The organism is Methylobacterium sp. GC_Met_3 (assembly GCF_026540775.1).
In the GTDB taxonomy this organism is placed as follows: domain Bacteria; phylum Pseudomonadota; class Alphaproteobacteria; order Rhizobiales; family Beijerinckiaceae; genus Methylobacterium.
Window position 1 is genome coordinate 127,505 of the sequence record NZ_JALNUL010000009.1, and the last position, 11,677, is coordinate 139,181.

Annotated in this window: 10 protein-coding genes; 7 read left to right on the forward strand and 3 right to left on the reverse strand. The window is 69.8% G+C overall.

Annotated features, from left to right (window positions below):
- Nucleotides 1-54: 54 nt before the first annotated feature.
- Together rutB and rutA are read right to left on the reverse strand one after the other, a co-directional pair.
- A complete protein-coding gene (gene rutB / locus OXS27_RS14175; RefSeq protein ID WP_267356799.1) occupies nucleotides 55-816 on the reverse strand; it encodes a pyrimidine utilization protein B in 762 nt (253 codons plus the stop codon).
- Nucleotides 816-1,910, reverse strand: a complete 1,095-nt coding sequence (gene rutA, locus OXS27_RS14180; protein WP_267356870.1) for a pyrimidine utilization protein A — start codon at nucleotides 1,908-1,910, stop codon at nucleotides 816-818. Before rutA ends, rutB begins: the two co-directional genes overlap by 1 nt.
- 475 nt (nucleotides 1,911-2,385) lie before the next feature.
- Between rutA and OXS27_RS14185 the strand changes: the two genes are divergently transcribed.
- On the forward strand, nucleotides 2,386-2,799 hold the full coding sequence (locus OXS27_RS14185; RefSeq protein ID WP_243916256.1) for a DUF4864 domain-containing protein: 414 nt from the start codon (nucleotides 2,386-2,388) through the stop codon (nucleotides 2,797-2,799).
- A 34-nt stretch (nucleotides 2,800-2,833) separates the two neighbouring features.
- Here the strand turns inward: OXS27_RS14185 and OXS27_RS14190 are convergent, their stop codons facing one another.
- Nucleotides 2,834-3,211 carry a hypothetical protein gene (locus OXS27_RS14190; protein ID WP_243916255.1) on the reverse strand — a complete coding sequence of 126 codons (378 nt, stop codon included), beginning with the start codon at nucleotides 3,209-3,211 and terminating at the stop codon, nucleotides 2,834-2,836.
- 216 nt (nucleotides 3,212-3,427) lie between these two features.
- Here OXS27_RS14190 and thrC point away from each other — a divergent pair, with 216 nt between their 5' ends.
- From thrC to OXS27_RS14220, 6 genes are all read left to right on the forward strand, one after another.
- Complete coding sequence (gene thrC, locus OXS27_RS14195; protein ID WP_267356802.1) at nucleotides 3,428-4,840, forward strand: threonine synthase; 1,413 nt, start codon at nucleotides 3,428-3,430, stop codon at nucleotides 4,838-4,840.
- 160 nt (nucleotides 4,841-5,000) lie between these two features.
- Complete coding sequence (locus tag OXS27_RS14200; RefSeq protein ID WP_267356804.1) at nucleotides 5,001-6,296, forward strand: pitrilysin family protein; 1,296 nt, start codon at nucleotides 5,001-5,003, stop codon at nucleotides 6,294-6,296.
- A gap of 263 nt (nucleotides 6,297-6,559) precedes the next feature.
- The gene (locus OXS27_RS14205; protein ID WP_243916252.1) at nucleotides 6,560-9,442 is read left to right on the forward strand and encodes an EAL domain-containing protein; all 2,883 of its coding nucleotides are present in this window, start codon (nucleotides 6,560-6,562) and stop codon (nucleotides 9,440-9,442) included.
- Between the two features lie 76 nt (nucleotides 9,443-9,518).
- The gene (locus OXS27_RS14210) at nucleotides 9,519-9,923 is read left to right on the forward strand and encodes a globin family protein (protein WP_267356806.1); all 405 of its coding nucleotides are present in this window, start codon (nucleotides 9,519-9,521) and stop codon (nucleotides 9,921-9,923) included.
- 91 nt (nucleotides 9,924-10,014) lie between these two features.
- Nucleotides 10,015-10,398, forward strand: coding sequence for a hypothetical protein (locus OXS27_RS14215; RefSeq protein ID WP_243916250.1), 384 nt, complete (start codon nucleotides 10,015-10,017; stop codon nucleotides 10,396-10,398).
- 76 nt (nucleotides 10,399-10,474) lie between these two features.
- Nucleotides 10,475-11,395: a ferredoxin--NAD(+) reductase gene (locus OXS27_RS14220; protein ID WP_267356872.1), complete on the forward strand. Its 921-nt coding sequence runs from the start codon at nucleotides 10,475-10,477 to the stop codon at nucleotides 11,393-11,395.
- Nucleotides 11,396-11,677: the final 282 nt, after the last annotated feature.

The following is an 11,677-nucleotide window of genomic DNA, read 5'->3' on the forward strand; positions in this document are numbered from 1 at the left end:
GCGTCGGGCGGCGCTCGTGCACCCTGCCGGTGACCGGCCGGGTGCAGGATGCACTTATTCGGCCATATCGAGGCCGGCCGCATCAACCGCGGCGTGTGAAGCCGTCCTGAGGGCCGCCGCGAAGGCGGCGACGTCCGAGACCCAGCCGAAGAAGGTCTCGATATTGGCGAGCGCCCCGTGGTGCAGGCTCTCGGGCCCGGCCTGATGCGTGGCATCGGCCAGTACGATCCCGAAATACTCCCGGTGGAACCCGTCCCGCAGGGTCGATTCCACGCAGACGTTGGTGGCGATGCCGGTGAAGACCAGCGTGTTGATCCCCCGGGCGCGGAGCATGCTGTCGAGGGGCGTGTTGTAGAAGCCGCTGTAGCGCGGCTTGCCGATCGTCAGGTCGCCGGGCTCGGGCGTCAGGGCGTCCACCAGCGCGTAATCCCAGGAGCCCTTGGCGAGGAGCTGCGCGTTCATCTCCGGCTTCCGGCGCATGGTCTTGAGGGCGTTGGATTTGTGCCAGTTCGGCGAGCCCGGGCCGCCCGCCTCGGCATAGTCCGGGTCCCAGCCGTTCTGGAACCACAGGATCCGGATGCCCGCCGCCCGCGCCGCCGCGACCGCCCGGACGATCTGCGCGATCACCGGGCCGGTGCCCGACACGTCGAAGCCCGCGAGGTCGAGATAGCCGCCCGCGCTCGCATAGGCGTTCTGCACGTCCACCACGATCAGCACCGTGGCGGCGGGGTCGAAGGCGATCGGCTCGGGCCGGGCCGGCAGGACGACGCTGCCGTGGCGGCCGTTCGGATCGCGATATCCGGCGGGGGCGTCCATCAGGCGACCTCAGGAAGCGGCACCGCCGCCACGTGCCGGCGCGTGCGCATCAGCGGCTGGATCCGGGTGCCGAAGGCATCGAGACCCTTGAGGAAATCATCGAACACCAGCAGTACGCCCTCCACCCCGTCGATGGTCATGATGTCGTCGAGCATCCCCGCCACGGTGGCGTAGCTGCCGACCAGGGTACCCATGTTGAGGTTCACCGCCCCGGCCGGGGCGGCGAGCTGGCGCACATTGGTGTCGCCGCCGGACTTGGTGTCGGCCGCGCCCTGGAGGCCGAGCCACGCAATCGCCTCGGCATCGGCTCCCGCGTTGTAGTGGGCCCAGGTGGCCATCGCGGCGGCGTCGGTCTCGTCGGCGATGATCATGAACAAGGCGTAGCAGGTGACGTGACGCCCGGTCTCGGCGCGCGCCTCCGCCAGCTTCTCCACCACGGGGGCGAAGGCGGTCGGTGTGTTGAGCCCTTTCCCTAAGCAGAAATTGTAGTCGGCATAGCGGGCCGTGAAGGCCAGCCCTGCCCCGCTCTGGCCGGCGCAGATGATCTTCATCGGCGCCTGCGGCTGGGGGCTCAGCCGGCAATCGTTCATCTGGAAATACGTGCCCTTGAGATCGCTGGCGCCGGTCTCCCACAGCTCGCGGAGGATCTGAGCGTACTCCGCCAGATAGTCGTACCGATTGGCGAAATGCGCATCGCCGGGCCACAGGCCCATCTGGTCGTATTCCGGTTTCTGCCAGCCGGTGACGAGGTTCACGCCGAAGCGGCCGTCCGAAATCGAGTCGATGGTCGCGGCCATGCGGGCGACGATGGCCGGCGGCAGGCACAGGGTCGCCGCGGTGGCGAACAGCTTGATCCGGGTGGTGACGGCGGCGAGCCCCGCCATCAGGGTGAACGATTCGAGGTTGTGGTCCCAGAACTCGGTCTTGCCGCCGAAGCCGCGCAGCTTGATCATCGAGAGGGCGAAATCGAGCCCGTACCCTTCGGCCTTCAGGGTGATCGCCTTGTTGAGCGCGAAGCTCGGGCGGTACTGCGGGGCATTCTCCGAGATCAACCAGCCATTGTTGCCGATCGGGATGAACACCCCGACACTCATGGCCTGCGATCCGCCATGCACCACGCCGGCGGGAGGCGCTGGGGCCGAAAGTTCCGCACCGGCCTCGCTCTGACTCATCGATCTGCGCTCCACGCGACGCGACTTCCCGGCCTCAGGGCCCCGAGTCGGCCGGAGGTTTGCAAAACCGGATTGGAGGGTCAAACCCGCGGCACCTGTTCGGCGGAAAAATGCCCATCTTTCCAGCGTGTTGCACAATCTGGCCGCGATTTGTGCCCAGCCCATTCGCACTTGGAGCGATACCCGGCCGGATGCGTGCTCGGACGCCGCACCGAAGCTCGGCTCGGCCAAGAGCGATCCAGGGATGGGGCCTATCGCAGGGCCAATAACAGGTCTCACGCGGCAAATTTGGCAGCAAATATACTTGGAGGCCGCGTCCCGATTGTCGCTGACGATAAGAGGACCATTTTCAGTTGGTGAAAACGAGTAACGGATCCGCTCAGCTGGAGTGACATCGATGCGCGTGTTGCCCGCCCTTCTCCTCGTCCTCGGCCTTGCGGGACCGGCAGCGGCCGATGACGCCGCCCGCGCTGCCGCTCAGGCCACGATCACCCGGCAGGTCGAGGCCTTCGGGCGCGACGACGCGCCGGTGGCCTACGCTCAGGCGGCCCCGGCGATCCGCGAGCTCTTCCCGAACGCCGACCTGTTCATCGGCATGGTCCGCACCCAGTATCGCCCGGTCTACCGGCACCGCAGCTTCGTGTTCGGCGAGGCGCGGGACACGGATACGGCGGGCGTGGTCCAGTCGGTGGCGATCCAGGACGAGTACGGCGTCGACTGGACCGCCGAGTACAGCCTCGTCCGGGACGCGGATGGGCAGTGGCGCATCACCGGCTGCCGCCTGACCAAGGCGCCGGGCACGAACGCCTGAAGGGCCCGCCGCCTCCGCGGCGGCGGGCGTGGCGTCACCGGGCGTCCGGCTTCAGCGTCGTGAGCTTGTCGAGCAATTGCAGCGTGGTGTCGGCGCAGGCCTTGGTCGTGTCGTCGTCGGCGCACTTCACGTCGAGGCGGGCATCGCCGCGCTCGATGATGAAATGCGCGCCCTTCGGCGGCGGTGGCGGAGGAGGCGGTCCGCCGGCGTCGCGCTGCGGGCCTCCGGGCGGCGGCGGGGGCGGCCCGTCGGCCCCCGGGCCGCGGCGCGGTCCGCCCGGGGGCGGCGGAGGCGGTGCGCCGGCCTCGGGGCCGGGCCGCGGGCCTCCGGGGGGCGGAGGCGGCGTCTGCGCGAAGGCGACACTGCCGGACAGCAGGGCCGCGACGCCCGCGAGGGCGATGATTCGGGTCATGTCGGCTCTCTTCGAGGAGGGATCCGTCCCGGCGGCGCGATCGCCGCGGGGTGGGCCGAGTCATGGGCGACCACCACCGAACCGGCCCTGAACCGGCTCGTTCAGCTTCGATTAAACCGGCCGCCCCGCTCTGCGGGCAGACCGGCCGCGCGGCTTTAGACTTTCGACAGGCCCGCCGGCATCGTGTAGAGGGAGCGCCTTCCCTCGGAGGACCCCGTGCTCCACGTCTCGACCCGCGGCGAGGCCGCGCCGCTCTCGTTCTCGGATGCCCTGCTGGCGGGCCTTGCCCGCGACGGCGGGCTCTACGTGCCGCAGACCTGGCCGCAGATCGGCCGTTCGGAGATCGCCGCCCTGGCGGGCCGCCCCTACGCGGAGGCCGCCAAGCGGGTGCTGCACCCGCTGATCGACGGCGACATCGCCGGTCCGGATCTCGACCGGATGATCGACGCGTCCTACGCGACCTTCCGCCATCCGGCGGTCTGCCCGCTGACCCAGCTCGACGACAACCTGTTCCTACTGGAGCTTTTCCACGGGCCGACGCTCGCCTTCAAGGACGTGGCGATGCAGCTGCTCGGGCGGCTGATGGACCACGTGCTGACCCAGCGCGGCACCCGCGCCACCATCGTGGGCGCGACCTCGGGCGATACCGGCTCGGCCGCCGTCGAGGCCTTCGGCGGGCTCGACCGGGTCGACGTGTTCATCCTCTATCCCCACGGGCGGGTCTCGGAGGTGCAGCGCCGGCAGATGACGTCTGTGCCGGCGCAGAACGTCCACGCGCTCGCCGTCGACGGTACGTTCGACGATTGCCAGAATCTCGTCAAAGCCCTGTTCCAGCATGCGGATTTCGCCGACGCAGTCCGGCTGTCGGGGGTCAACTCGATCAACTGGGCCCGGGTGGCGGCGCAGGCCGTCTACTACTTCACCAGCGCGGTCGCGCTGGGCTCGCCCCACCGGCCGGTCTCCTTCGCGGTGCCGACCGGCAATTTCGGCGATGTGCTCGCCGGCTGGGTCGCCAAGCAGATGGGCCTGCCGATCGGGCGCCTGATGATCGGCACCAACGCCAACGACATCCTGGTGCGCACCCTCGAGCACGGCGCCTACGAGTTGCGCGGCGTGGTGCCCACCACCTCGCCCTCCATGGACATCCAGATTTCCTCGAACTTCGAGCGTCTGCTGTTCGAGGCGCTGGGGCGCGACGCCTCCTCCCTGTCGCGGCTGATGGCCGGGTTGAAGCAAGCCGGCGGCTTTTCGCTGAGCCCCGAGGTGCTGGCGACGGTCCGCTCGGACTTCGACGCCGTTGCGGTGCCGGAGCCCGACGTGATGGAAGAAATCGCCCTGACCCAGGCGGCCACCGGGGTGGTGCTCGATCCCCACAGCGCCATCGGCGTGCGGGCCGGGCGTCGCCTGCTGGAGCAGGACCCCGCGACCCCGGTCGTGGCGCTGGGCACCGCGCACCCGGCCAAATTCCCGGACGCGGTCGCCAAGGCCACCGGCGGCCTGCGCCCGCCCCTGCCCCCGCACCTCGCCGACCTGATGGACCGGCCCGAGCGCATGACCCGGGTCGGGAACGACCAAGCCGCCGTCGAGGCGCTGATCCGCGAGCGCGCCCGTATCACGAGGGGTGCGTGAGCTTGGAACTGGTGACGCGACGAGCCCCCTCTCCCGTGCGGGAGAGGGTTGGGGTGAGGGACCCGGTCTTTCCGGAGAGGTCGCATCCCTCACCCTGTCCCTCTCCCGCACGGGAGAGGGGACCCGCTCCCCATCCGGGCCCCCGCGCGACGAGCCGTTGATGAATCAGCATTTCTCCACCCATGCCGCCTCGCCGTCGCTGCGCACCACGCGGCTCAACAACGGCGTCACGGTGGTCACCGAGCCGATGCCGGGCGTCGCCACCGCGAGCCTCGGCGTCTGGGTCGGGGCGGGCTCGCGCAACGAGCGCGCCGACGAGGCCGGTCTGTCCCACCTCATCGAGCACATGGCGTTCAAGGGGACCCGCACCCGCTCGGCCCAGGCGATCGCCGAGGCGATCGAGAATGTCGGCGGCGAGATCAACGCCGCCACCTCCACCGAGGGCACGAGCTACACCGCCCGGGTGCTCGGCGAGGATACGGATCTCGCCCTCGACGTGATCGGCGACATCCTCACCGGTTCGGTGTTCGATGCGGGGGAGCTCGCCCGCGAGAAGGGCGTGATCCTGCAGGAATATGCCGCCGTCGAGGACACCCCCGACGACGTGGTGTACGACGCCTTCACGGAAGCCGCCTTCCCGGACCAGCCGGTCGGCAGGCCGATCCTGGGACGGCCCGAGACGATCCGGAGCTTCGACGAGGCCGGGATCCGCGCTTATCTCGATCGGGAATACACGCCGGACCGCATCGTGGTGGCGGGCGCCGGGGCGGTGACCCACGAGGCGATCGTGGCGGCGGCCGAGCGCCATTTCGGCGCCCTCCCCGCCAAGACCGCCTCGGAGGCGGTGCCGGGGGTCTATCGCGGCGGCGAGCGGCGGATGCCGCGCAAGCTCGAACAGGCCAACGTGGTGATCGGCCTGCCGGGCCTCTCCTTCCGGGACGAGGGCTATTACGCGCTGCACATGTTCGCTCAGGTGCTCGGCGGCGGCCTGACCTCGCGGCTCTGGCAGGAGGTGCGCGAGACCCGGGGCCTCGCCTACGAGATCCAGGCCTTCCACTGGCCGTTCTCGGATTGCGGCCTGTTCGGCATCGGCGCCGGCACCGCCGGGGCGGACCTGCCCGAACTGATCGACGTGACGCTCGCCGCCACCGCCCGTGCGGCCCGGGACCTCGACACCGTCGAGATCGCCCGCGCCAAGGCGCAGCTCAAGGTGTCGCTGCTCTCCGCGCTGGAGACGCCGGGCGGGCGCATCGAGCGCAACGCCCGCCAGATCCTGGCCTGGGGCCGGGTGATCCCCGCCGGGGAGGTGATCGCCAAGGTCGATGCCGTCACGGTCGAGGCCGTGCGCGCCGCCGCCGCCGCGATGCTGCAGGGTACGCCGACGCTGGCGGCGATCGGCCCGATCCGCAAGCTGCCGTCTCTCGACACGATCGCGGGTGCGCTTCGGGCGGCCTGAGAGCCTGTCCTGGTTTCGAAAGGTCGAGACCTTTCGCGGGTCCAGGGCAGAGCCCTGGAGACCATCTCAGGGCTCTGCCCTGAGCACCCGCCAAAGGGCTTCAGCCCTTTGGAAACCCGGGATTCGTCGGTCGAAGTGGCTCTGGATCGTGCCGCGAAACGGCCGCCGCAACTTGATTTGGCCGCAAAAGGGCGCGATCCGCTCGATTGAGGCCGCCGGGGCGGCCGACGCCGCTTCTCGCACGGCCGGACACCAAGACACCCTTGCGCATCCTCGCCCTCCTCCTGACCCTGGTCGGCGGTCTCGTCGGTGCCCTCGCCCTGAGTGGACCGGCCTGGGCCGTGGAAGCGGTGCGCGTCACCCTCGACGCGCCGGTGATCGACCTGACCTCGGCGATCGAGCGCTACCGCTCGGACGGCGACCTGATCCAGATCTCCACGGCGCCCGGCAAGGACGGCATCGTCCGCCGCATCGTCGTGAAGGCGCGCGACGCCGGCGCCCGGCCCGACTGGATCGTGTTCGCGCTCACCAACGACACCGACGAGCAGATCGACCGCATCCTGATCGCCCCGCATTTCCGGCTGGTCGATTCCGGGGTGATCTGGCCCGATCTCGGCGGCTCGCGGATCGCCGCCATCACGGCGAGCCAGGGCATCCGGCCCGAGCGCGACGAGAACCCGGAAGCCGACCAGTTCACGATCACGCTCGATCCCGGCACGACCGTCACCTACGTCGCCGAATTGCGCGGCGCCAACATTCCCCAGCTCCACCTCTGGGACCAGGACGCCTATCGCCGGAAGGCCGCCGGCCTGACCCTCTACAAGGGCATCATCATCGGGATCAGCGGCTTGCTGGCGCTGTTCCTGACCATCGTGTTCGTGGTCAAGGGCGCGATCATCTTCCCGGCCGCGGCGGCACTCGCGTGGTCGGTGCTGGCCTATGCCTGCATCGATTTCGGCTTCCTTCAGCGGGTCTTCCCGGTCACGGAACTCGCCGAGCGGGTCTATCGGGCCTCCGCCGAGGCGGTGCTCGGGGCGACGCTGCTGGTCTTCCTGTTCGCCTATCTCAACCTCGCCCGCTGGCACGTGCGCTACAGCCACGTGGCGTTCTTCTGGCTGGCCTTCCTGGCCGGCCTCGTCGGGCTCGCGGTGTTCGATCCGCCGGTGGCGGCGGGCGTGGCGCGCATCTCCATCGCGGCGGTGGCCGGCATCGGCCTGTTGCTGATCCTCTACCTCGCGGTCCATAACGGCTACGACCGGGCGATCCTGCTGGTGCCGACCTGGCTGATGCTCGTCGTCTGGGTGGCGGCGGCGGGCTTCGCGGTCACCGGCCAGATCGGCAGCGACCTCGTGCAGCCGGCCCTGATCGGCGGCCTCGTGCTGATCGTGATGCTGATCGGCTTCACGGTGCTCCAGCACGCCTTCGCGGGCGGCGGCCTCAGCCACACCCTGGTCTCCGACACCGAGCGCCGGGCGCTGGCGCTGACCGGTGCGGGCGACGTGGTGTTCGATTGGGACGTGCCCGCCGACCGGGTCTTCGTCGGCCCGGAGATCGAGGGCCAGCTCGGCCTCGCCCGGGGCACCCTGGAGGGCCCGGCGACCAACTGGCTGGGCGCCCTCCACCCGTTCGACGTGGAGCGCTACTCGGCGGCCCTCGACACGGTGATCGAGGAGCGGCGCGGCCGCATCGTCCACGATTTCCGCCTGCGTTCGGAGGCCGGCACGTTCTTCTGGTACCGGCTGAAGGCGCGCCCCGTGATCGGCGCCGACGGCGAGGTGATCCGCGTGGTCGGCACCATCGCGGACGTGACCGAGATCAAGACCGCCGAGGAGCGCCTGCTCCACGACGCCGTGCATGACAGCCTCACCGGCCTGCCGAACCGCGAATTGTTCGGTGACCGCCTGGATGCGGCCCTTGCCTTCGCCAGCCAGGACCCGCGCCTCAAGCCCACCGTGATCGTGCTCGATGTCGACCGGTTCAAGGGCATCAACGACGCGATCGGCCTCTCGGCGGGCGATTCGATCCTGCTGACCCTGTCGCGCCGGCTCGGCCGGCTTCTGCGCCCGCAGGATACCCTGGCCCGGGTGGCGGGCGACGAGTTCGCGGTGATCCTGCTGTCCGAGCGCGAGCCCGACCGGATCCTGGCCTTCGCCGAGATGATCCGCCGGGCGATCGCCACACCGATCACCTATGCCGACCGCGAGATCTTTTTGACGGTCTCGATCGGGTTGGCGCTCTACGAGTCCGGCGCCAACCTCAAGCGCGACGAGGTGTTCAAGAGCGCCGAGGTCGCCATGATCCAGGCCAAGCGCAACGGCGGCGACCGAATCGAGGTGTTCCGCGCCCATATGCGCACTGACCGCACCGACCGGTTGATGCTGGAGAGCGACCTGCGCAAGGCGATCGAGCGCAACGAGATGAAGGTGCTGTTCCTGCCGGTGGTGCGGCTCGAGGACCGCACCGTGGCGGGGTTCGAGACGGTCCTGCGCTGGGACCACCCGAAGCTCGGGCGCATTCCCCCCTCGACCTTCCTGCCGCTCGCCGAGGAGAGCGGCTTCATCGTCAATCTCGGCATCTTCGCCCTGGAGCGCACCGCGCTCGAACTCGCGGCCTGGCAGCGCTCCCTGGAGGTCGAGCCGCCGATCTTCGCGGCCTGCAACCTGTCCTCGCGTCAGCTCCTGCGCCACGACCTGCTGCACGACGTGAAGACCGTGATGGCCCGCTCCGGGGCGCTCCCCGGCTCACTCAAGCTGGAATTCAGCGAGAGCCTCGTGATGGAGAACCCGGAATACGCCGCCCAGATGCTGGCCCGCATCCACGACCTCGGGGCCGGCCTGTGCCTGTCGGATTTCGGCACCGGCTACTCGGCGCTCTCCTACCTCCAGCGCTTCCCGTTCGACACGATCAAGGTCGACGCGACCTTCGTGCGCCAGATCGGCACCGGCCAGACCGCGATCCTGCGCTCGATCGTGCGCATGGCGAGCGAGTTGAACCTCGCCATCGTGGCGGAGGGCTGCGAGTCGGAGGCCGACGCCCAGGCGCTCGCCAGCCTCGGCTGCGAATACGCGCTGGGCCCGGCCTTCGGCGAGCCCATGACCCTGCTGCAGGCCCGCCAGATCGTCGGGGCGGCGCCGGAAGCGGCCTGATTTTAGCCTGGGTTGGTTTCGGCGGGTTCGAACAGCGGTAAACTGCCAAGGACCGAATCCTTTGGCCGGTGATGCGATGACGTCCGAACAGATCAGGCTGGTGCAGGACAGCTTCGCGAAGGTGCGGCCGATCGCCGGGACGGCGGCCGACCTGTTCTACGGCTGCCTGTTCGAGATCGCCCCGCAGGTGCGCGACCTCTTCCCCGCCGACATGAGCGAGCAGAAGACGAAGCTGATGGCGATGCTGGGGCTCGCGGTGGCCAACCTGAACCACCCGGATACGGTGGTGCCGGCGCTGCAGGATCTCGGGCGCAAGCACATCGCCTACGGCACGCAGGCCGCTCATTACGCTCCGGTGGGCGAGGCCCTGCTCTGGACCCTGGAGCAGGGGCTGGGGCCGGATTTCACCCCGGAGGTCCGGGCGGCCTGGGTCGAGACCTACACGCTCGTCGCCGGTGTGATGAAGCAGGCGGCGGCGTAAGTCGCCGATTGGTTTAAGCCCCCCTTAACCATGCTCGCGCAAGCTCCTGTTGATGGATGGGCGCGCCGGCGCCCGGCATGGGGATGGGCGGATGGCCGAGGCGGCACGGCGTTATCAGCAGGCGGGCAGCTCTGATCTCTTGCGTCGCCTGATGGCCCGGCCGGTCCGGCTGGACCAGCAGGCCCGGATCCGGCTGCCACTGCCCGGCCAAGATCGGCACCACGCCGCCGCGCCGGTCGATGAGCACGCCGGCGAGCCCGACGAAGATCTCTTCGACGAGTCCGACGACGCCATCACCCGTCTCGAGACCGAGCTTCAGGTGATGAAGGCGGTGCTCCGGGCGCAGCGGCAGGAGGTCGAATCCCTGCGGGCGCAGCGCCAGGTCCTCACGGACTCCGCTCCGAGCGATGATGTCCGCGCGACCCGCGAGCGCTGGGCGGCGCTGGTCGATTCGCTCCTGCTCCGCGCCAAGTGATCCGTGCCCCTTGAACCCGCCCTCGCCCCTGAATCCACCTTCGATGAGCCCTCTCCAGACCACGCGGGGTAAGGCCATGGGTGCGCGCTGCTCGCTCGTCGTCAACGGCCGGTCGGTGCGCGTCTCGACCGGCGACACGCCCCTGGAGGCGGCCCTCGCTGAGGGCATGATCGCGCCGGTCCAGGCGCAGGCCGGCCAGAGCGCGACGCATCACGGATCGGCGCGCCCCATCCGCCGCCCGCCGGCTCATCGGACTCGACCCGAGGCTCTCCGGCCGGCCCTGCCGGCCGCCCCGATCCAGGGGCAGGAGGAAGCGCCGCCGATCCCGGTCGCGATCCGCAAGGGCACCGTCACCGAGATCCGCCGGCTCAGCCCCGGCATCGTCGAGGTCGTGGTCACCCTGACCAAGCGCCCGACCCTGGAGCCCGGCCATCAGGCGCTGGTGACCTTCGCGGGTCTGCCGGCGATGACCCTGTCCCCGACGCTCCGGGTCGACGGCGCGGCCGAGATCAACGAGGCGGTATTCCATATCGCCCGCGATCCCGAGGGTGGCCCCATCGATACGCTCCGGCTCGACCAGCCCGTGCGCCTCAAGGGCCCCGTGGGACGGGGGCAGTACCGCCCCGGGGGCGGGCGCCTCGTCCTGGTGGCGGCCGGCGCCGGCTTCGGGGCGATCTGGGCGATCGCCCGGGCGGCCCGCTACGTCGAGCCCGCCCGCGAGATGGCACTCGCCGTCGGGGCCCGGGACGCGCTGGACCTGTACATGCGCGAGAGCCTCGACTGGCTGCGCCGCACCGGCGTCGCCCGGATCGTGCTCTGCGCCGACCGCGGCGGTCCGCGTCCGCCGGACGTGCGCTCCGGCCCGCTCACCGCCCATCTGCCGAGCCTGCGCGCCACCGACGTGGTCCACGTGGCGGGCGACGTCTCGACGGTGGGCGCCGTGCAGGTACTCTCCGCCTCGGTGGGCGCGCGCTGCTACCCGATCGTGCTGGACTGAGCGCGGCAGCCAAGGCGTATCCTGCGCGACGATGCGATTCGGGCTTGCCGTTTCCGGTGCGCCCGGGACGCATCCCGACAGGCTCTTGGCTACGGCGACCGTCCGAGTCTGAAGGTCGGCCCGAAGACCTCATTTAAGGCAGAAATTAAAAGCGTGGACGTGTTCCCGCGTCGTCCGAAGATTCGCAGATAAACGGGTAGTATTTTCTGTGAGCTGATGAATGCATATCTATATTTGTTTGCAGTGTTATTTCTATAATGTTGAGTGCGTGGATATTTTTAC

Bases quoted from the DNA above. Each gene is read 5' to 3' on its own strand.
- OXS27_RS14220 (WP_267356872.1), top strand. From the start codon at position 10,475: ATGGGTGCGCGCTGCTCGCTCGTCGTCAACGGCCGGTCGGTGCGCGTC.
- OXS27_RS14185 (WP_243916256.1), top strand. From the start codon at position 2,386: ATGCGCGTGTTGCCCGCCCTTCTCCTCGTCCTCGGCCTTGCGGGACCG.
- rutA (WP_267356870.1), bottom strand. From the start codon at position 1,910: ATGAGTGTCGGGGTGTTCATCCCGATCGGCAACAATGGCTGGTTGATC.
- OXS27_RS14210 (WP_267356806.1), top strand. From the start codon at position 9,519: ATGACGTCCGAACAGATCAGGCTGGTGCAGGACAGCTTCGCGAAGGTG.
- rutB (WP_267356799.1), bottom strand. From the start codon at position 816: ATGGACGCCCCCGCCGGATATCGCGATCCGAACGGCCGCCACGGCAGC.
- OXS27_RS14215 (WP_243916250.1), top strand. From the start codon at position 10,015: ATGGCCGAGGCGGCACGGCGTTATCAGCAGGCGGGCAGCTCTGATCTC.
- OXS27_RS14190 (WP_243916255.1), bottom strand. From the start codon at position 3,211: ATGACCCGAATCATCGCCCTCGCGGGCGTCGCGGCCCTGCTGTCCGGC.
- OXS27_RS14200 (WP_267356804.1), top strand. From the start codon at position 5,001: ATGAATCAGCATTTCTCCACCCATGCCGCCTCGCCGTCGCTGCGCACC.